Source organism: Shewanella psychrotolerans, from assembly GCF_019457595.1.
GTDB classification, from domain to species: Bacteria; Pseudomonadota; Gammaproteobacteria; order Enterobacterales; family Shewanellaceae; genus Shewanella; species Shewanella psychrotolerans.
This window is the reverse complement of sequence record NZ_CP080419.1, coordinates 3,153,343-3,174,516: the sequence shown is the minus strand read 5'-3', so window position 1 is coordinate 3,174,516 and position 21,174 is coordinate 3,153,343. Positions and strand designations below refer to the sequence as shown.

The following is a 21,174-nucleotide window of genomic DNA, read 5'->3' as shown; positions in this document are numbered from 1 at the left end:
ATAAGACTATGTCAAAGCGAGATTATTACGAAGTATTAGGCGTAGGTCGTGACGCCAGCGAACGTGAAATTAAAAAGGCTTACAAGCGGTTAGCCATGAAATTTCACCCTGATCGCAATCCTGGTGACAAGGCGGCTGAAACCAGCTTTAAAGAAGCGAAAGAAGCATACGAAATTCTAACCGATAGCGATAAGAAAGCGGCTTATGATCAGTTTGGTCATGCTGGCGTTGATCCTAATCGTGGCGGCGGTGGTGGTTTTGGCGGCGGCGCTGATTTCGGTGATGTTTTTGGTGATGTTTTTGGTGATATCTTCGGTGGCGGACGCCGTGGTGGTCAACGTCAGGCTGCGCGTGGTAGTGATTTACGTTACAACTTAGAGTTATCGCTAGAAGAAGCGGTGAGAGGATTAACCAAAGAGCTGCGTATTCCAACACTGGCAGCATGTGATGTCTGTGATGGTAGTGGCGCGAAGAAAGGTTCATCACCAACGACCTGTGGAACCTGTCATGGTCAAGGTCAAGTGCAGATGCGCCAAGGTTTCTTTGCGGTGCAGCAAGCCTGTCCAACCTGTCATGGGCGCGGCAAGATCATTAAAGATCCTTGCAACAAGTGTCATGGCGAAGGCCGTGTTGAAAAGAGCAAGACCCTGTCGGTTAAAATCCCTGCTGGTGTTGATACGGGCGACCGTATTCGTCTATCTGGTGAAGGTGAAGCGGGTGAGTTTGGCGCACCACCAGGCGACTTGTATGTTCAGGTTACTGTGCGTGAACATGCTATTTTTGTTCGTGACGGTAACAACCTTTACTGTGAAGTACCGATTTCATTTAGTACTGCAGCATTGGGTGGTGAGATTGAAGTGCCTACACTCGATGGTAAAGTTAACCTTAAGATCCCATCAGAGACGCAAACAGGCCGAATGTTCCGTTTACGTGGCAAAGGGGTTAAGTCGGTTCGCAGCCATGCTGTAGGTGATCTGCTCTGTAAGGTTGTGATGGAAACGCCGGTGAACTTAAGTGACAAGCAAAAAGAGCTATTACGTGAGTTTGACAACACCCTCACAGGTTCATCAAAGAAGCACAGCCCTAAAGCTGAAGGTTTCTTCGATGGTGTGAAGAAGTTTTTTCAAGACTTGAATAGTTAGCACTGACTGATACACAATAAAAACCTCGCTATGCGAGGTTTTTTTATGTCTATTTTTTACCGCTATTCATAGTAGATACTCAAATAGCCAAGTTTCATAAACAGAAGGAACGAAAGATGAAGCAGTTAACCGCGGTGCTGGTGGTCCTACTATTAGCCGGTTGTGCAATGACACAGTCGCCTACTGGGCGTAATCAGACTTTATTGTTTTCATCGCAGCAGATGGATCAGATGGGCGCCGAATCATTTGCTCAGATGAAAAAGCAGCAGAAGGTGAGCCAGGATAAGCAGGTTAATCAATATGTGACCTGTGTGGCCGAGCGTATCACTTCCGTCTTACCAGGCCGTCAGCCAAATTGGGAGGTGGTGGTGTTTGAGTCCGATCAGGTTAACGCGTTTGCCTTGCCAGGTGGTCATATCGGTGTCTATAGCGGGCTGCTCAAGGTGGCGAAGAACCAAGACCAGTTGGCAACTGTGATAGGTCATGAGGTGGCCCATGTGCTAGCGAACCACAGCAACGAGCAGGTCTCAAGAGCCCAGTTAACGGGTGTGGGTATGCAGATCGCCGACGCTGCCATCGATGTTAGCGGATTAAGTAATAAAGATCTCTATATGTCGGCCCTGGGACTGGGGGCCCAGTATGGTTTTATCCTCCCTTATGGCCGGGCACAAGAGAGTGAAGCCGATGTCATGGGGGTTGAGTTAATGGCACGAGCGGGGTTCGATCCTAGCCAGAGTATCAATCTGTGGCAAAACATGGCGAAGGCGGGGGGCAATCAAGGCCCTGAGCTGTTATCGACTCACCCTTCTCATAGACATCGCATTGCCGACCTGCAACAGATGTTGCCCCAAGTAACGCCTCTGTATCGCACCGCAAGTGCCAGTGTAAAAAATCGCTGTGACTAGGGGCAATTTATGGGTTTTTTATCGTCGACTGTGATAAAATCCGCGCGAAATTAATTGAATAAATGAGAGTACTATCATTATGTCTGACAAGTTCACCACAATTGAACAGCATGCCAGCTACGGTGTCGGTCGCCAATTAGGCGAGCAATTAGCGGCAAACTCTTTCGAAGGTATTGATATTTCAGCGGTTCAAGTTGGTTTATCTGATGCTTTTGAAGGTAAAGAGAGCGTTGTTTCTATGCAAGATCTTCAAACTGCCTTCACTGAAATCAGTCAGCGTATTCAGAAGGTACAAGAAGCTGCAGCCGCAGCTGCATCTGCGGAAGGTGAAACTTTCTTAGCTGAAAACCAAAAGCGTGATGGCGTTATTACCTTAGAGTCTGGTCTTCAGTATGAGATCATTAACGAAGGTAACGGCGATAAGCCTGGCTACGACTCAACTGTTCGTACTCACTACCACGGTACTTTCATTAGCGGTGACGTTTTCGATAGTTCAGTATTGCGTGATCAACCAGCCGAGTTCCCTGTTTCTGGTGTTATCGCAGGTTGGACTGAAGCATTACAACTAATGCCTGTGGGTTCTAAGTGGAAGCTATATGTTCCTCATCACCTAGCTTATGGCGAGCGTGGTGCTGGTGCATCTATCCCACCTTATTCAGCCTTAGTATTTGAAGTTGAATTGCTCGACATACTATAATCTAAAAGCCTAAGCTGTTGCTTAGGCTTTTTTTTGTAGCTTGTTTTAATAACAAGTTACAAGGTGATTTCTAGACTGCCTGTATAGGCAAAGCAAATGAAGTGCAGGGAGACGTGGATGACAGAGCAAGTAAGAGTCGCTATTACTGGTGGCAGTGGTCGTATGGGCCGCACTCTTATTGAATCGGCAAAGCTTAGTAGCAATATCTTTTTAGGTGCAGCGATTGAGCGTGCGGGTTCAACATTGATTGGAGTTGATGCTGGCGAGTTAGCAGGTGTTGGCGCAATGAATGTTGCGATAACAGATTCCCTTGATCTTGCTGTTGATGATTTTGATATTCTGATTGATTTTACCTCGCCCGAAGCCAGTGTAGTCCACACTGACTGGTGTGCACGTAATGGTAAAGGTATTGTGATCGGCACAACCGGTTTTAATCATGCTCAAAAAGAGCAGATTGCAGCATATGCTGAAACAACGCCTATCGTGATGGCACCGAATATGTCAGTAGGTGTGAACTTAATGTGGCGTTTGCTTGAGTTAACCGCTGAGGTGATGGGTGACTATACCGATATCGAGATCATCGAAGGTCACCACCGACATAAAAAAGATGCACCTTCGGGAACGGCTCTCAAAATGGGAGAGGTGATTGCTGAAGTGTTAGGTCGCGATTTAGAAAAATGTGCGATTTATGGGCGTGAAGGGATCACTGAAGAGCGTAGTCGTGAAACCATTGGTTTCTCTACTATCCGCGCGGGTGATCTCGTGGGTGAGCATACGGCTATGTTTGCTGATATCGGTGAGCGCTTAGAGATCACCCATAAAGCCTCTAGTAGGATGACCTTTGCCAATGGCGCAATGCGCGCTGCATTTTGGCTCGGTGATCAAGTCCCTGGACTTTATGACATGCAGCAGGTTTTAGGTCTGAAAGATTAGTATTTAAAAAAACGCCGATATGGCGTTTTTTTTTGTGGAAAAACACCGTTTGTCTATAGACGAAGTGACATTTCACCTATAGAATTGACGGAATTTGTCAAAATTTCGTATTTAAGCGAAAGTTGGTATCTTAAAAGTAAAATAAAACCCTATTATACAATGGCTTGGCTCTTTTCGGAGGTCGCGTTGACAAAGTCTGCCTTACTCGTACTCGAAGATGGAACCGTATTTACTGGCACTGCAATTGGTGCCGATGGACTTGCAGTTGGTGAAGTTGTTTTTAACACTTCGATGACTGGTTACCAAGAAATTCTTACGGATCCTTCCTATTCTCGTCAAATCGTTACTTTAACTTACCCCCACATTGGTAACACAGGAACCAATAGTGAAGATATTGAATCTGATGCGGTTCACGCATGCGGGTTAATTATTAGAGATCTTCCTCTAATCGCAAGTAACTTCAGAAACCAGCAATCCCTAAGCGATTACTTAAAAGCTAACAATGTCGTAGGTATTGCCGATATCGATACGCGTAAATTAACGCGTATTTTAAGGGAAAAAGGGGCGCAGGCTGGCGCAATTTTAGTCGGTGATATGGATGAAGCTAAAGCGCTTGAAGCGGCTAGAGCTTTCCCTGGATTAAAAGGCATGGATCTCGCCAAAGAAGTGACCACAGATAAACAATATCAGTGGCGCAGTGGTAGCTGGCGTTTAGTTGGTGGTTTACCTGACGATACTCCTGAATCAGAGTTGAAGTTTAAGGTCGTCGCTTATGACTACGGCGTTAAACGCAATATCTTACGCATGCTGGTTGACCGCGGTTGTGATGTGACCGTTGTACCTGCACAAACACCTGCGAGCGAAGTGCTTGCAATGAACCCAGATGGCGTGTTTTTATCCAATGGCCCAGGTGATCCAGAGCCATGTGACTACGCGATTAGCGCGATTCAAGATATCTTGAAAACTGATATTCCAGTGTTTGGGATCTGCTTAGGTCATCAATTACTGGCATTGGCTTCAGGTGCAAAAACCTTAAAGATGAAGTTTGGCCATCACGGTGCAAACCACCCTGTCAGTAATATTGAGCTAGGTAATGTGATGATCACCAGCCAAAACCACGGTTTTGCTGCAGATGAAGCAAGTTTGCCTGCCAACATCAAAGTGACCCATAAATCACTGTTTGATGGTTCTTTGCAAGGCATCCATCTTACCGATAAGCCTGCGTTTAGCTTCCAGGGTCACCCTGAAGCGAGTCCAGGTCCTCATGATGCGGCCCCATTGTTTAATCACTTTATCGAGTTGATTGAGCAGTATCGTCACAACGCTAAGTAGTCCGGGAGAAGGTTTAAGCAATGCCAAAACGTACAGATATAAAAAGTATTCTAATCCTGGGCGCAGGCCCGATTGTGATTGGTCAAGCATGTGAGTTTGATTACTCTGGAGCTCAGGCCTGTAAAGCGCTTCGCGAAGAGGGTTATCGAGTTATTTTGGTTAACTCTAACCCTGCGACTATTATGACTGACCCTGAAATGGCCGATGCAACCTATATCGAGCCTATTCATTGGGAAGTTGTGCGTAACATTATTGCCAAAGAGCGTCCAGATGCCATTTTGCCAACCATGGGTGGTCAAACGGCATTGAACTGTGCACTTCGCTTAGAAAGCGAAGGTGTACTGGCTGAATTTAATGTTGAAATGATTGGCGCGACAGCCGATGCTATCGATAAAGCTGAAGATCGCAGTCGCTTCGATGAAGCAATGAAAGCGATTGGTCTCGAGTGTCCGCGTGCAGGTATTGCTCGTAGCATGGAAGATGCTTATGGCGTACTTGAAGAAGTAGGATTCCCTTGTATTATTCGCCCATCATTTACTATGGGTGGGAGCGGCGGTGGTATCGCTTATAACAAGGAAGAGTTTGAAGAGATCTGTTCTCAAGGCCTAGAGCTTTCACCAACCACCGAGCTGCTTATCGATGAGTCGTTAATTGGTTGGAAAGAGTATGAGATGGAAGTGGTTCGTGACCGTAACGATAACTGTATTATCGTGTGTTCAATCGAAAACTTCGATCCTATGGGTGTCCATACTGGTGATTCAATCACAGTTGCTCCAGCACAAACATTAACTGATAAAGAGTATCAGTTGATGCGTAACGCATCACTCGCTGTGCTGCGTGAGATTGGTGTTGAAACCGGTGGCTCTAACGTTCAGTTTGGTATCAATCCTATAGACGGCCGTATGGTTATCATCGAGATGAACCCTCGCGTATCGCGTTCATCTGCCTTGGCATCTAAAGCAACGGGATTCCCGATTGCTAAGATTGCTGCCAAACTTGCAGTTGGCTTTACCCTTGATGAATTGAGCAATGATATTACTGGCGGCGCAACGCCAGCATCATTTGAGCCAGCTATCGATTATGTAGTGACTAAAGTACCGCGCTTTAACTTTGAAAAGTTTGCTGGCGCAAATGACCGTTTAACCACCCAGATGAAATCTGTGGGTGAAGTGATGGCGATTGGTCGTACTTTCCAAGAGTCGCTGCAGAAAGCACTGCGCGGCCTAGAGGTTGGTGTTAACGGCTTAGACCCAATTATCGATATCGAAGATAATGATGCGTTGTCTCGTATTCGCCACGAATTAAAAGAGCCAGGTGCTGAGCGTATTTGGTATATTGGCGATGCATTCCGTGCGGGTCTTAGCTTAGAAGATATCTTTAAGCTCACCAATATCGACCCTTGGTTCTTAGTGCAAATCGAAGAGCTGCTTAGCCTAGAAGCACAAGTTAAAGAGTCTGGCATGTCTAGCATGGATAAGGATTTCTTATACAAGCTTAAACGTAAAGGTTTTGCCGATTCACGTCTTGCTGCGCTGTTAGGTGTTAGCGAATCAGAGATGCGTAAGCTGCGTTATCGCCATGAAATCTATCCGGTTTATAAACGCGTAGATACCTGTGCAGCAGAGTTCTCTACCGATACCGCTTATATGTACTCAACTTATGAAGAAGAGTGTGAAGCCAACCCCACAAATCGTGACAAAATCATGGTGATTGGTGGTGGTCCAAACCGTATTGGTCAAGGTATTGAGTTTGATTATTGCTGTGTTCATGCGGCGTTAGCGCTTCGTGAAGATGGTTTTGAAACTATCATGGTTAACTGTAACCCTGAAACAGTATCAACCGACTACGACACATCTGATAGGCTCTATTTTGAATCCGTCACACTAGAAGATGTGCTTGAAATCGTACGTATCGAAAAGCCTAAAGGCGTTATCGTGCAGTACGGCGGCCAAACACCGCTTAAATTGGCTCGTGATCTAGAGGCTGCTGGCGTACCGATTATTGGTACTAGTCCAGATGCCATCGACCGTGCGGAAGACCGAGAGCGTTTCCAGCAAGCGATTCAACGTTTAGAGATGAAACAACCCGAAAACGATACCGTGACTACCGTTGAGGGCGCTGTCATTTCTGGTGAACGTATCGGTTATCCATTAGTTGTTCGCCCATCTTATGTGCTTGGTGGCCGCGCAATGGAAATCGTATACGATGAGCAAGACTTGCGTCGTTACTTTAGCGAAGCGGTAAGTGTTTCTAATGCATCACCTGTATTGCTTGATCGTTTCTTGGATAATGCGACCGAAGTCGATATCGATGCCATTTGTGATGGTAAAGATGTTGTTGTCGGTGCCATCATGGAACACATTGAACAAGCAGGGGTTCACTCAGGTGACTCAGGTTGCTCCCTACCTCCATACACGCTAAGTCAAGCGATTCAAGATGAGATGCGTGAGCAGGTTAGAAAACTTGCTATGGAACTGGGTGTCGTTGGTTTGATGAACGTGCAGTTTGCGGTTCAAGATAACACCATCTACATGATTGAGGTTAATCCACGTGCCGCTCGTACCGTGCCATTTGTATCGAAAGCGACTGGGGTTCCACTTGCTAAGATCGCCGCGCGCGTTATGGCTGGTCAATCACTTGAAGAGCAAGGTTTCACTAAAGAAGTGATCCCACCTTTCTATTCAGTGAAAGAAGTGGTGCTGCCATTTAATAAGTTCCCAGGTGTTGACCCTTTGCTTGGCCCTGAAATGCGTTCAACGGGGGAAGTCATGGGGGTGGGTGATACCTTTGCTGAAGCTTATGCTAAAGCGCAGCTTGGTGCGACATCAGAAGTACCTAAGTCTGGCCGTGCGCTATTGTCGGTTCGTAATAGCGACAAGAACCGCGTTGCCGATTTAGCGGCTAAATTGATAGAGCTTGGTTACGAAATTGATGCCACCCACGGTACTGCTGTTGTGTTAGGTGAAGCGGGTATTAATCCTCGCTTAGTGAACAAGGTACATGAAGGACGTCCTCATATTCTTGACCGTATCAAGAACGATGAGTATACCTATATCGTCAATACGACTGAAGGTCGTCAAGCAATTGAAGATTCTCGTCAGTTACGTCGTGGTGCACTGCGTTACAAGGTTAATTACACCACGACCTTGAATGCTGCATTTGCAACTTGTATGGCGCATGCGGCAGATGATCGTACCAATGTCACTTCGGTGCAAGAGCTACACAAACGTATTAAAGGCTAATAATTGCTTTAGTGTTAAAAGGCCGCGTAAGCGGCCTTTTTTATGACGAGGTATCTATTTGACCTTGTGGTTTATTGGCCCAATGTTAATGGTGATATTACTTTAGTGATGTGGGATGAAAAACACACTTCTTTCAATGTTAATGTTATCTAAGCGTGATTCATTAGCTTCTAGTGCAATCCCAGTATAGAATAGATCCATTCCATGCTTTCTTTATACTTAGTCAGTGGTCTTTATATGGACCAGGCTGGCTAGGATGCTTTTGTTTTAAGGAGACGATCGTTCCTATGAATAAGGTTCCGATGACAGTTGTTGGTGCAGAACAACTACGTAAAGAGTTAGATTTTTTAAAGTTTGATAAGCGCCCTAAGATTGCTGAAGCTATCGGTATCGCAAGAGAGTTAGGTGATCTGAAAGAGAATGCTGAGTACCATGCGGCCCGCGAAGAGCAGGGATTATGTGAAGCTCGTATCAGAGACATCGAAGGCAAATTATCGAATGTGCAAATTATCGATGTTACTAAGATGGAAAATACAGGGCGAGTGATTTTCGGCACGACGGTGACTATCTTAAATCTTGATACCGAAGAAGAGTCAACTTACCGTATAGTGGGTGAAGATGAAGCTAATATCAGAGAGAATTTGATCTCAGTATCATCGCCAATCGCGAGAGGCTTAGTCGGTAAATCAGAGGGGGACGAAGTTACAATCTCTACCCCTGGTGGTGTGACCGACTTTGAAATTACAGCGGTTGAATATATCTAAATCTTTTTAAGACAAGACTCTGTAAACAAAAAAGCCGCTAATTGATAGCGGCTTTTTTATGAGGCAAATAGAACCAATACTGATGGGTATTACTTTGCTCTTGGAATGGCAATCTTCATTTCTGGAGATTGACGAAAAAGGACCAATACGTGACCGATTAGCTGAACTTTTTCAGCTCGGGTTTCGCGTACTATGGCGTCAACGACTGCATTTTTTAGCTCTCTGTCACCAGAGGCTACTTTCACTTTGATTAATTCATGATGAGAGAGTGCATTATCAATTTCAGCCAGTACGCCTTCAGTCAGACCATTGGAACCAAGCTGTACAACAGGCTTTAAGTTATGTGCTAAGCCCTTTAAGTGCTGTTTTTGTTTGGTTGTTAAGTTCATTTCTACCAACTTTATGCTGAGTTACTGTTGAAAAAACGCTATTCTACCCTCATATAGCCTTTGTGTAACTTATATTTGTTGCGGATTTTAAATGTCAGGTAAAAAACGAACAGCAAGTTCCTCCCGTTGGATGCAGGAACATTTCGATGATCACTATGTAAAGTTATCGCAAAAACGAGGGTTACGTTCGCGTGCCGCGTTTAAAATCGAAGAGATACAACAGAAAGATAAACTGATCCGTCCGGGGATGACCGTTGTGGATTTAGGGGCCGCTCCTGGTGGTTGGTCACAGATTGCGGTTAAATTAGCTGGTGATAATGGTAAAGTTATCGCCTGCGACATTTTACCTATGGATCCCATCGTTGGTGTCGACTTTCTACAAGGTGATTTTCGCGAAGAGAAAGTACTGAATGCCTTACTTGAAAGGGTAGGTGATGCTAAAGTTGATGTTGTACTTTCTGATATGGCGCCTAATATGAGTGGTACAGGTGGTGTGGATCAACCGCGCGCCATGTATTTGGTAGAACTAGCGTTAGATATGTGTCATCAAGTGTTGGCACCCAATGGTAGTTTTGCTGTTAAAGTCTTTCAGGGGGAGGGCTTTGACGAATATATGAAGGCGGTAAAAGAAGCATTTACAACCGTTAAAACACGAAAGCCAGACTCTTCGCGACCGCGTTCGCGTGAAGTCTATCTTGTGGCGACAGGATACAAGTTGTAGTAACCTAACGTCAGTAACCGCAAGACTGTATGAGGTCTAGTAATTTTGAGTGATATGGCAAAAAATTTAATTCTCTGGGTTGTCATCGCCGTTGTGCTGATGTCAGTGTTTCAGGGCTATTCCCCCTCTTCATCAAATTCGTTGAAGATGGATTATTCCGCATTCCTGGATGATGTCCGTTCAGGGCAGATTAATACTGTCGAAGTTAAAAGCGACCAACGTACCATTGAGGGTACAAAGCGAACGGGTGAAAAATTCACGACGATTATGCCCATGTACGATCAAGATTTGATTAATGATCTTGACCGCAAAGGCGTGACCATGAAGGGTCAAGAAGCCGAAGAGTCTGGCTTCTTAACTCAGATATTCATCTCTTGGTTCCCAATGCTTCTGCTTATTGGTGTGTGGATATTCTTCATGCGCCAGATGCAAGGTGGCGGCGGAAAGGGCGCTATGTCATTTGGTAAGAGTAAAGCCAAATTGATGGGTGAAGATCAGATCAAGACGACCTTTGGTGACGTTGCTGGTTGTGATGAAGCTAAAGAAGACGTTAAAGAGTTGGTTGATTACCTGAAAGAACCAACCAAATTCCAAAAACTAGGTGGTCGCATTCCTACTGGTGTGTTACTTGTTGGGCCTCCTGGTACAGGTAAAACCTTACTTGCAAAGGCGATTGCTGGTGAAGCTAAGGTGCCTTTCTTTACTATCTCAGGTTCAGATTTTGTTGAGATGTTTGTCGGTGTCGGTGCATCACGTGTGCGTGACATGTTTGAACAAGCGAAAAAATCAGCACCGTGCATCATCTTTATCGATGAGATTGATGCCGTTGGTCGCCAGCGTGGTGCCGGTGTCGGTGGTGGTCACGATGAGCGTGAGCAAACATTAAACCAGATGCTGGTTGAGATGGATGGTTTTGAAGGTAATGAAGGTATTATTGTTATTGCCGCGACTAACCGCCCAGACGTACTCGATGCAGCGCTGCTGCGTCCAGGTCGTTTTGACCGTCAAGTGGTTGTTGGCTTGCCTGATGTGCGCGGTCGTGAACAGATCCTGAAAGTGCATATGCGTAAAGTGCCATTAGCCGATGATGTCAAGGCGAGCGTTATTGCGCGTGGTACTCCAGGTTTCTCTGGTGCGGATTTGGCCAACCTTGTCAACGAAGCTGCGCTATTCGCTGCACGTGGAAATCGCCGCGTTGTTGGAATGGAAGAGTTTGAAAGTGCGAAAGACAAGATCATGATGGGCGCTGAGCGTCGCACTATGGTGATGTCAGAAGATGAGAAAGAGATGACCGCCTACCATGAAGCGGGTCATGCGATTGTGGGTTGCTTAGTACCGGAGCATGATCCTGTGCACAAGGTGACTATTATTCCACGTGGTCGTGCGTTGGGTGTGACTTTCTTCTTGCCTGAAGCCGATGCTATCAGCCAGAGCCGTAGAAAGCTTGAGAGCCAGATCTCTGTGGCTTACGGTGGACGTCTTGCCGAAGAGCTTATCTATGGTAGCGAACGCGTATCGACCGGCGCTTCACAAGATATTAAGTATGCGACGTCTATTGCGCGTAACATGGTAACGCAGTGGGGCTTCTCTGAAAAACTGGGTCCTGTGCTTTATGCTGAAGATGATAACGAAGTTTTCCTTGGACGCAGTATGGGTAAATCACAGCATATGTCTGATGAGACTGCCAAAGTTATCGATGACGAAGTTAAGATGATTATCGATAGTAACTATGACAGAGCCCATAAGTTCTTAACTGATAATATGGATATTCTTCATGCGATGAAAGATGCGTTGATGAAGTATGAAACTCTTGATTCTACTCAGATAGACGATCTTATGTCTCGTCGAGAAGTACGCGCTCCTGCCGATTGGAATATGGACGAAAATGGCAGTAATGGCGATCATAAAGGTGGCAAGCAAGCTGAGGTTAATGATGCTGAGGTTGTAGAGCCTCAGAGCGAAGCATCGACTCCAAGCGATACAAAAGGTGTTGATGAGTCACCTGTTACTAAATAATTCGACTTATTGAATTAGTGAGTATTTACAATAATAGAAAACCCCGAAAGGGGTTTTCTTGTTTACGATCGGTTAATTCAACGAATTAAACGGTGGAATGATTTTTGAGAGACTAGTAGCTATCGCTTTCGTTATCTCATTATTCAAAATGGCTAAAATATATGTTTACAGCGTTGTAAATCTTACCATTGTCATAACTAGTTATTTCAATTGAAGGTTCAACTTGCTGTTCATTGTTGTCGAGGAAGATCTTTTGCAGTTAGTCAGCAGACAGAAACAAATATCTCTTAATCGCCCACATGTGATGGGGATTTTGAATGTGACACCAGACTCGTTTTCTGATGGTGGTCATCATAATAGCTTTGAACGGGCTTGCCGACACGCAGATTTGATGGTTTCCCAAGGAGCAAGTTTTATCGATATTGGTGGAGAGTCAACTCGGCCAGGCGCGGCAGGTGTCACGCTTGAGCAGGAACTAGAGAGGGTTATTCCGCTTGTTGAGTATGTTAGTGCCAACCATGATGTCTGGATATCGATTGATACAAGTAAAGCACAAGTGATGCAAGAGGCGGTTGAGAGTGGCGCTCATCTTATTAATGATGTGAGGGCATTGCAGGAACCAGACGCTTTATCCGTTGCCGCCAAGCTTAACGTGCCGGTTTGCTTGATGCACATGCAAGGGCAGCCGCGAACGATGCAGCAATCGCCTGTGTATGGTGATATTGTTGAAGATATTGTGCAGTTTTTTAATATGCGAATTAACGCATGTGAAGCCCAGGGCATTGATCGTTCTCAAATTCTCTTAGATCCTGGTTTTGGTTTTGGTAAGACGCTTGCTCATAATTATGAATTACTGAATCGCTTGGCTGAATTTAATCGTTTTGAGCTGCCTTTGTTAATCGGACTTTCAAGAAAAAGTATGATTGGGCAGCTTTTGCAAGCAGATGTTGATGAGCGGTTAGCGGGAAGTTTGGCCGCTGCAATGTTAAGTGTGCAGAAAGGAGCACATATTCTTCGTGTACATGACGTCAAAGAGACTGTCGATATGATTGAGGTCATGCATGCTACCACGCATTTTAAGACGCTATAGCACCGTTGATAATAATACTATTTGTAAATATAGACATCCTAGCTGTGGATGTAAGAGGTTAACATCGTGAGAAAATTTTTTGGTACTGATGGTATTAGAGGTAAGGTTGGTTCAGGAAAAATGACTCCTGAACTGGCCTTAAAATTAGGTTGGGCTGCAGGGCGAGTGCTCACGCGTGCAGGCACTAACAAGGTGATTATTGGTAAAGACACTCGTATTTCAGGTTATTTGTTCGAATCGGCAATGGAAGCCGGTCTGTCTGCGGCTGGGTTAAATGTGATGCTGATGGGGCCAATGCCAACGCCCGCAGTCGCCTATCTTACACGTACCTTTCGGGCTGAGGCTGGTGTGGTGATCAGTGCATCACATAATCCTTATTACGATAACGGCATCAAGTTTTTTTCAAATGATGGTAGTAAATTGGATGACGCCATCGAGCTTGAAATCGAAGCTGAACTTGAAAAGCCGCTAACTTGTGTGGAGTCACATTTATTGGGTAAAGTTTCGCGTATAGATGATGCCCCTGGCCGATATATTGAATATTGCAAAGGTAACTTTCCTGCAGAGCATACGCTTAAGGGATTAAAAATTGTGGTTGATTGTGCTCATGGAGCGACTTATCACATTGCACCTAATGTATTTAGAGAGTTAGGTGCCGATGTGGTTGTGATTGGTGCAGCACCCAATGGTATTAACATTAATCATGAAGTGGGTGCCACTTCGATGGGGAAAATCCGTGAAACTGTAATTGCCGAAAAGGCCGATTTGGGCATAGCGCTCGACGGCGATGGCGATCGCATTATGATGGTTAATCGTCATGGTAAGGTTATTGATGGGGACGAAATTCTTTATATCCTAGCCTGTGATGCTCAAGACCGCGGGATCTTACAAGGTGGGGTCGTCGGCACACTGATGTCAAACTTGGGGTTAGAGTTAGCGCTAAAAGCCCGCGATATTCCATTCGCAAGATCTAAAGTTGGCGATCGTTATGTGATGGAGCTGCTTAAGAAGAACGCATGGCGAATTGGCGGCGAAAACTCGGGTCACATACTTAACCTTGATCATGGGACAACTGGTGATGGTATTGTTGCTGGGATCCTTGTCTTAGCCGCAATGTGTCGTAAGAAAGCGACACTTGAAGAGTTAACTGAGGGGATAAAAATGTTGCCTCAAGTTTTGGTGAACGTTCGTTTCGAAGGCAATCATAATCCGCTGGCAGCGGAAAGTGTGTTAGCTGCGCAAGCTGAGGTGGAGAAGCAATTAGGCGAACGTGGTCGGGTACTGTTAAGAAAATCAGGAACCGAGCCGCTTATTCGTGTGATGGTTGAAGGTGACATTGCTAGCGATGTGACTCGTCATGCCAATGTCATTGCCGATGCCATCAGGGCGTTAGTTTAAATCGATTAATACACAAGATATCAGGATTTAACTTTTACTTGGTTAAATCCTGTGCTCAGCTGAGTGTTTAAGGATAAAAAGTAGACGGGTAGACGGTTTATCGTAAAAATTCGGCATTTAGGTATTGTAAGTTAACAAGTGGTTCGCTATTATTCACGCCGCTTTCAGAAGGAGACAGTGATGGCACTTAGACGTCCAATGGTCGCTGGGAACTGGAAAATGAATGGCACGGCGCAATTAGCGCAGGAGCTATTTACCAAGTTCGCTAATAAGCTTCAAAATGATTCTGCGGAAGTAGTCTTATGTCCGCCTAGTATATTTCTAGAAAGCGTACGTCAGCAGCTAGATGCAAACAAAGAAGCCTTAAATGGTTGTCTTGTCAGGATGGGCGCACAGAACCTCAGTCAACATGAGTTTGGTGCTTATACTGGTGAAGTGTCTGGGCAGATGTTGTCAGATTCAGGATGTCGATATGTTATTATCGGTCACTCCGAACGTCGCCGTATGTACGGCGAAACAAGCGATATCGTGGCGGACAAGTTCGCTGCAGCGCAGAAGCATGGTTTGACTCCGATACTCTGTGTTGGTGAGTCGGGTCCGGCTCGTGAAGCAAGACGCACCTTTGAGGTGATTGCTGAAGAGCTAGACGTGGTCATTGAAAAAAATGGCACTATGGCTTTTGATAACGCAATTATCGCCTACGAACCTTTATGGGCGGTAGGTACAGGTAAGAGCGCTACGCCAGAGCAGGCACAGGAAGTTCATGCGTTTATTCGCAAACGCCTCTCTGAAGTTTCTCCATATATTGGAGAGAATATCAGGATTTTGTACGGTGGTAGCGTAACGCCGAGTAATGCAGCAGATCTATTTGCTCAGCCTGATGTAGATGGTGGACTGATAGGCGGTGCAAGCTTAAACTCTACCGAGTTTTTAAGTTTATGTTCGATAGCAATGAGCGCATAAAATATGTACGAAGTTCTAATGGTTATTTACTTGTTGGTCGCGTTAGGTCTAATTGGCTTAATCTTAATCCAGCAAGGTAAAGGTGCTGATATGGGAGCCTCTTTTGGCGCCGGAGCATCAGCAACATTATTTGGATCAAGTGGTTCAGGTAATTTTTTAACACGTTCTACCGCTGTTCTAGCAATTGCGTTTTTCGCTTTAAGTTTAACCATTGGTAACTTAAGTGCTAACCATGCGAAAAGCGAAGATTCGTGGAAAGATTTAGGTGCTGATGCAGCCGCTGTTACTCAACCAGTAACAGAGACCCAAAAGTCAGAAGATAAGATTCCTGACTAATATAGCTTAATCATTGATTAAGTTGGGCTAAAACAAAGTATGATTGTTTTAGCCTGTTGTAAACACTGAGATTATTCCTCAATTATCTGATTAAGGTGTAAACAACGAAAAAGTAACAACACATGCGGATGTGGTGGAATTGGTAGACACGCCATCTTGAGGGGGTGGTGAGCTATGCTCGTGGGGGTTCAAGTCCCCCCATCCGCACCAAATCTTAGGATGAGCCATTGGCTTGTCTGAGTGTGATAAAGTCTCTTACTAAATAGGCTTTATTATTGCAAATATTGAAGAGTATCAATATAATTGCAGCAGTTGACGCGGGGTGGAGCAGTTTGGTAGCTCGTCGGGCTCATAACCCGAAGGTCGTCGGTTCAAATCCGGCCCCCGCAACCAGCTTCCCAGTAATGGATTTGTCCATTTCTGATACAGGTTCTGAATGCTATGACCTCGTGATTACGGGGTTTTTTGTTATCTGGACTTTTGAAATATCGTCATTTGACGATGTCGTATTGGGCTTTAGGCCCTTTTTTGTTTTTCGGGGGGTAACCTTGGCAACTTTGGAAAGTAAACTGGAACAGATGCTTATCGCACCAGTTGAAGCATTAGGCCACAGTCTTTGGGGCATTGAATACATTCAAGCAGGCAAGCATTCAGTTTTGCGCGTATACATAGATAATGAAAAAGGCATCTTTATTGACGATTGCGCCGATGTTAGCCGTCAAGTTAGTGCGGTGCTTGATGTTGAAGATCCCATATCAACCGAATATACATTAGAAGTTTCTTCGCCAGGTGTAGACAGACCGCTATTTAATGCGGCGCAATACGCGCTTTACATCGGCGAGACTGTAAAGGTTCAATTGACTATGCCTGTCGCTGGTAGTCGTAATTTAAAAGGTACCGTCACTGGTGTAGAGGGGCAAATGCTTACTCTGACCGTTGATGGCAACGAACTGATTATTGCCTTGGATAACATCCGTAAAGGCAACTTAATCGCTAAGTTTTGATGGATTCAAGGTGAACGAGGCAAGAGGATGAACAAAGAGATTCTGCTAGTCGCTGAGGCGGTTTCAAATGAGAAGGCCGTACCGCGTGAAAAGATTTTTGAAGCGCTAGAAATAGCGTTAGCCACAGCAACCAAGAAAAAGTACGAAGGCGATATTGAAGTTCGTGTTGCTATCGATCGTAAGACTGGTGCATATGAAACTTTCCGTCGCTGGATGGTCGTTGACGATCATGGAGAAGCGTTAGAAAATCCATTTCGTGAAATTACGCTAGAAGCGGCTAAATACGAAGACCCAGAGATCCAAATCGGTGAATATATCGAAGATGAGATCGAATCTGTTGTTTTCGACCGTATTACCACGCAAACCGCTAAGCAAGTTATCGTACAAAAAGTACGAGAAGCTGAACGTGCTCAAATCGTCGATCAGTTCCGTGAGAAAGAAGGCGAGTTAATCACTGGTGTCGTGAAGAAGAGTAACCGTGAAAGTGTCGTGGTTGATTTAGGTAATAATGCTGACGCAGTGTTATTTAAAGAAGACCTGATCTCTCGTGAAAGCTTCCGTCCTGGTGACCGTGTTCGTGCATTACTTTATGCTGTGCGTCCAGAGGCTCGCGGTGCTCAGCTATTTTTAACTCGTACTAAGCCAGATATGCTTATTGAGCTTTTCCGTGTCGAAGTACCTGAAATTGCTGACGAGATGATTGAGATTATGGGCGCTGCTCGTGATCCAGGTTCTCGCGCTAAGATAGCGGTTAAATCTAATGACCGTCGCATCGATCCTATCGGTGCATGTGTCGGTATGCGAGGCGCTCGTGTGCAAGCCGTTTCTAATGAGCTTGGTGGTGAGCGTGTTGATATCGTGCTTTGGGATGATAACCCTGCACAATTTGTGATCAATGCAATGGCGCCAGCTGATGTGGCCTCTATTATCGTTGATGAAGATAATCACTCAATGGATATTGCCGTTGAAGCTGACTCTCTTGCACAAGCAATTGGCCGTAATGGCCAGAATGTTCGTTTAGCAACCCAGTTATCGGGATGGGAGCTAAATGTAATGACAGTGGCTGATATGCAAGCTAAACACCAAGCAGAAAGTGCGAAAGTGGTTAACTTGTTTGTTACCTCACTGGATGTCGATGAAGATTTTGCTCAAGTACTTGCCGATGAAGGTTTCACTTCATTGGAAGAGATTGCTTATGTTCCAGAATCTGAACTATTAGACATCGAAGGTTTTGACGAAGATGTCGTTGAAGCATTGAGAGAGCGCGCGAAAGCCGCTATCTCTACACGGGCTCTGGCGTCCGAAGAAGCACTCGATGGTGCTGAGCCGAGCAAAGATTTACTTGCCTTAGAAGGTTTAGAGCGTCATTTGGCGTATGTGTTGGCAAGTAAAGGCGTAATTACGCTTGAAGATTTAGCCGAACAAGGCATTGATGATTTGATCGAGATTGAAGAATTAACAGAACAAAAGGCTGGTGAGCTCATCATGGCAGCCCGCAATATCTGTTGGTTTGGCGAAGAAGCATAAGTCGATCAACAGAGGGGATTTAACAGATGGCAGATACTACAGTAGAAAAACTGGCCGCAGAAGTCGGAAAAACAGCAGATCGATTAGTCGAGCAGTTTTCTGAAGCAGGCATTAAAAAGAATAAAAGCGACACAGTTTCTGAACAAGAGAAGCAGCAGTTACTTGATTTCTTAAAGAAACAACATGGCGGCGATGCTGCGCCAACTAAGATGACATTACAGCGTAAGTCGGTATCAACACTGAGTGTTGCAGGCAGCGGTGGTCAATCTAAAGACGTTAAGGTCGAAGTTCGCAAAAAGCGTACTTTCGTAAAACGTGACGCAGCTGCAGACGCAGAGGCGGAAGCTAAGGCTAAGATTGAAGCAGAAGCCAAAGCCGCTGCAGAAGCTGAAGCTAAGGCCAAAGCAGAAGCCGAAGCTAAGGCAAAAGCCGAAGCCGATGCCGCCGCCAAAGCTAAGGCAAAGGCCGAAGCAGAAGCGAAAGCTAAAAAAGCTGCAGAAGCTAAGCCTGTTGTCGCTGAAACCGCTGAAGAGAAAGCGGCTAAGCTTGAAGAAGCTCGCTTACTTGCAGCGAAAGAAGCGGCAGCTAAGCAAAAGCTTGATGAAGAAGCGAAAGCGGCCGCTGAAGAAGCGCGCCGACTCGCTGAAGAAAACGAGAAGCGTTGGGCTGAAGAAGAGCGCATTCGTAAAGAATCAGAGAAAAGCGCTGATCATCACGTTACGACTTCAACTGAAGCGCGCGCTGCAGAAGATACCGCTGATATGAACGCTGAAAAGCGTGGTCGTCGTGCACGTAAACCTGCGGGTAAGAAAGAAGTTGTCAATAAGAAACGTGGTGGCAGAGATAACCGCGGTGGTCGTGACCGTAATAGTCGTAACCAACGCAATGCTCCAGAGTCAATGGATCATGGTTTCAACAAGCCAGCAGCGGCTGTTAGCCGTGATGTAAGCATTGGCGAAACGGTCACTGTTGCTGAGCTAGCGCAGAAGATGGCTGTTAAAGCCACTGAAATCATCAAGCAGATGATGAAGATGGGGTCTATGGTTACGATTAACCAAGTACTCGATCAAGAAACTGCGCAGATGGTGGCAGAAGAGATGGGTCACAAGGTTGTTCTAACTCGTGAAAACGAGCTTGAACATCAAGTGCTTGCTGATCGTGATGGCAACATTAAAGTTGAGCCTCGCGCGCCAGTTGTGACTATTATGGGTCACGTTGACCACGGTAAGACATCGTTACTTGATTATATTCGTCGCGCAAAAGTTGCATCAGGCGAAGCCGGTGGTATTACTCAGCACATTGGTGCGTACCACGTTGAAACTGAAAACGGCATGATCACCTTCTTAGATACTCCTGGTCACGCGGCGTTTACCGCTATGCGTGCTCGTGGTGCGAAGGCAACCGATATCGTTATCTTGGTGGTAGCGGCCGATGATGGTGTGATGCCACAAACAATTGAGGCTATTCAGCACGCGAAAGCGGGTGGAGTGCCATTAATTGTTGCTGTTAACAAGATGGATAAGCCAGAAGCTGACCCAGATCGAGTTAAGTCTGAGCTGTCACAGCACGGTGTTATGTCTGAAGATTGGGGTGGAAGCAACATGTTCTGCCACGTTTCAGCCAAGTCTGGTGAAGGTATCGACGAACTGCTTGAAGGTATCTTGCTAGAAGCGGAAGTTCTTGAGCTTAAAGCGGTTCGTGAAGGTATGGCTGCAGGTGTAGTTGTCGAATCTAAGCTTGATAAAGGCCGTGGACCCGTCGCTACAGTATTGGTGCAAGAAGGTACACTTAAGCAAGGTGATATCGTTCTTTGTGGTCTTGAGTACGGTAAAGTCCGTGCGATGAAAGATGAAAATGGTAAGTCGATCACTGAAGCTGGTCCATCTATTCCTGTAGAGATCTTAGGTCTTTCAGGTGTGCCATCAGCCGGTGATGAAGCAACCGTTGTACGTGATGAGCGTAAAGCGCGTGAAGTTGCACTTTATCGTCAAGGTAAGTTCCGTGACGTGAAACTTGCGCGTCAGCAGAAGTCTAAGCTTGAAAACATGTTTGCTAACATGACTGAAGGCGAAGTTCAGGAGCTTAACATCGTGCTTAAAGCTGATGTTCAAGGTTCGCTTGAAGCTATCTCTGATTCACTTAACAAACTGTCTACCGATGAAGTTAAAGTTAACATCATCGCTAGCGGTGTAGGTGGATTGACCGAGACTGATGCTTCACTTGCTGCAGCATCTAACGCGATTATGGTTGGTTTTAACGTTCGTGCCGATGCGCAAGCGCGTAAGACTATCGATAGCGAAAGTGTCGACCTTCGTTACTATAGCGTTATCTATCATCTTATCGATGAAGTTCGCGCTGCGATGGGCGGTATGCTTGCACCAGAATTTAGACAAGAGATCATTGGTCTTGCTGAAGTTCGCGATGTGTTTAAGTCGCCTAAGATTGGTGCTATTGCTGGTTGTATGGTTACTGAAGGTACCATCAAGCGTAGCGCTCCAATCCGTGTTCTTCGTGATAACGTGGTTATTTACGAAGGTGAACTTGAGTCGTTACGTCGTTTCAAAGATGACGTTAACGAAGTTCGTAACGGTATGGAGTGTGGTATCGGCGTGAAGAACTATAATGACGTCAGAGTTGGCGATCAGATAGAGGTCTTCGAAACGGTCGAAATCGCTCGAACCTTATAATCGTAAAGGGCGGCGTAAGCCGCCTTTT

The 21,174-nt window shown here is 45.5% G+C and carries 17 protein-coding genes and 2 tRNA genes; 18 read left to right on the top strand and 1 reads right to left on the bottom strand.

All coding sequences use genetic code 11. The annotated features are described in order from the left end of the window. Positions 1–8 precede the first annotated feature (8 nt). The 7 genes from dnaJ to greA all read left to right on the top strand — a co-directional run bounded on the left by dnaJ (position 9) and on the right by greA (position 9,015). On the top strand, positions 9–1,142 hold the full coding sequence (dnaJ, locus tag K0I62_RS14040) for a molecular chaperone DnaJ (RefSeq protein ID WP_220068704.1): 1,134 nt from the start codon (positions 9–11) through the stop codon (positions 1,140–1,142). Between the two features lie 116 nt (positions 1,143–1,258). After that, a complete protein-coding gene (locus K0I62_RS14035) occupies positions 1,259–2,047 on the top strand; it encodes a M48 family metallopeptidase (RefSeq protein ID WP_220068703.1) in 789 nt (262 codons plus the stop codon). A gap of 79 nt (positions 2,048–2,126) precedes the next feature. After that, positions 2,127–2,744, top strand: coding sequence for a BamJ family beta-barrel-assembly machinery protein (gene bamJ / locus K0I62_RS14030; protein WP_220068702.1), 618 nt, complete (start codon positions 2,127–2,129; stop codon positions 2,742–2,744). Between the two features lie 117 nt (positions 2,745–2,861). Next, complete coding sequence (dapB, locus tag K0I62_RS14025; RefSeq protein ID WP_220068701.1) at positions 2,862–3,677, top strand: 4-hydroxy-tetrahydrodipicolinate reductase; 816 nt, start codon at positions 2,862–2,864, stop codon at positions 3,675–3,677. A 159-nt stretch (positions 3,678–3,836) separates the two neighbouring features. Next, positions 3,837–5,009, top strand: a complete 1,173-nt coding sequence (gene carA / locus K0I62_RS14020) for a glutamine-hydrolyzing carbamoyl-phosphate synthase small subunit (RefSeq protein WP_220068700.1) — start codon at positions 3,837–3,839, stop codon at positions 5,007–5,009. Between the two features lie 20 nt (positions 5,010–5,029). Next, positions 5,030–8,251: a carbamoyl-phosphate synthase large subunit gene (carB, locus tag K0I62_RS14015; RefSeq protein ID WP_220068699.1), complete on the top strand. Its 3,222-nt coding sequence runs from the start codon at positions 5,030–5,032 to the stop codon at positions 8,249–8,251. A 287-nt stretch (positions 8,252–8,538) separates the two neighbouring features. Further along, positions 8,539–9,015, top strand: a complete 477-nt coding sequence (greA, locus tag K0I62_RS14010; protein ID WP_220068698.1) for a transcription elongation factor GreA — start codon at positions 8,539–8,541, stop codon at positions 9,013–9,015. Positions 9,016–9,104: 89 nt separating this feature from the next. Here the strand turns inward: greA and yhbY are convergent, their stop codons facing one another. Next, a complete protein-coding gene (yhbY, locus tag K0I62_RS14005) occupies positions 9,105–9,404 on the bottom strand; it encodes a ribosome assembly RNA-binding protein YhbY (protein WP_220068697.1) in 300 nt (99 codons plus the stop codon). Positions 9,405–9,495: 91 nt separating this feature from the next. Here yhbY and rlmE point away from each other — a divergent pair, with 91 nt between their 5' ends. From rlmE to infB, 11 genes are all read left to right on the top strand, one after another. Beyond that, positions 9,496–10,125 (top strand): 23S rRNA (uridine(2552)-2'-O)-methyltransferase RlmE, encoded by a 630-nt coding sequence (gene rlmE / locus K0I62_RS14000; RefSeq protein ID WP_220068696.1) that lies wholly within the window; start codon positions 9,496–9,498, stop codon positions 10,123–10,125. A 45-nt stretch (positions 10,126–10,170) separates the two neighbouring features. Beyond that, positions 10,171–12,141 carry an ATP-dependent zinc metalloprotease FtsH gene (gene ftsH / locus K0I62_RS13995; RefSeq protein WP_286670319.1) on the top strand — a complete coding sequence of 657 codons (1,971 nt, stop codon included), beginning with the start codon at positions 10,171–10,173 and terminating at the stop codon, positions 12,139–12,141. A 304-nt stretch (positions 12,142–12,445) separates the two neighbouring features. Continuing rightward, positions 12,446–13,231 (top strand): dihydropteroate synthase, encoded by a 786-nt coding sequence (gene folP / locus K0I62_RS13990; protein ID WP_220071397.1) that lies wholly within the window; start codon positions 12,446–12,448, stop codon positions 13,229–13,231. Positions 13,232–13,297: 66 nt separating this feature from the next. Continuing rightward, on the top strand, positions 13,298–14,629 hold the full coding sequence (glmM, locus tag K0I62_RS13985; RefSeq protein ID WP_220068694.1) for a phosphoglucosamine mutase: 1,332 nt from the start codon (positions 13,298–13,300) through the stop codon (positions 14,627–14,629). 180 nt (positions 14,630–14,809) lie between these two features. Then, positions 14,810–15,592 carry a triose-phosphate isomerase gene (tpiA, locus tag K0I62_RS13980; protein WP_220068693.1) on the top strand — a complete coding sequence of 261 codons (783 nt, stop codon included), beginning with the start codon at positions 14,810–14,812 and terminating at the stop codon, positions 15,590–15,592. A gap of 3 nt (positions 15,593–15,595) precedes the next feature. Beyond that, entirely contained in the window at positions 15,596–15,928 is a 333-nt protein-coding gene (gene secG / locus K0I62_RS13975; protein WP_220068692.1) for a preprotein translocase subunit SecG, read from the top strand. Positions 15,929–16,052: 124 nt separating this feature from the next. Then, a tRNA-Leu gene (locus tag K0I62_RS13970) sits at positions 16,053–16,138 on the top strand. A gap of 106 nt (positions 16,139–16,244) precedes the next feature. After that, positions 16,245–16,321 (top strand) — tRNA-Met (locus tag K0I62_RS13965). A gap of 155 nt (positions 16,322–16,476) precedes the next feature. Then, positions 16,477–16,932 (top strand): ribosome maturation factor RimP, encoded by a 456-nt coding sequence (gene rimP, locus K0I62_RS13960; RefSeq protein WP_220068691.1) that lies wholly within the window; start codon positions 16,477–16,479, stop codon positions 16,930–16,932. Between the two features lie 27 nt (positions 16,933–16,959). Next, on the top strand, positions 16,960–18,459 hold the full coding sequence (gene nusA / locus K0I62_RS13955) for a transcription termination factor NusA (protein ID WP_220068690.1): 1,500 nt from the start codon (positions 16,960–16,962) through the stop codon (positions 18,457–18,459). 26 nt (positions 18,460–18,485) lie between these two features. Then, positions 18,486–21,146: a translation initiation factor IF-2 gene (infB, locus tag K0I62_RS13950; protein WP_220068689.1), complete on the top strand. Its 2,661-nt coding sequence runs from the start codon at positions 18,486–18,488 to the stop codon at positions 21,144–21,146. Positions 21,147–21,174: the final 28 nt, after the last annotated feature.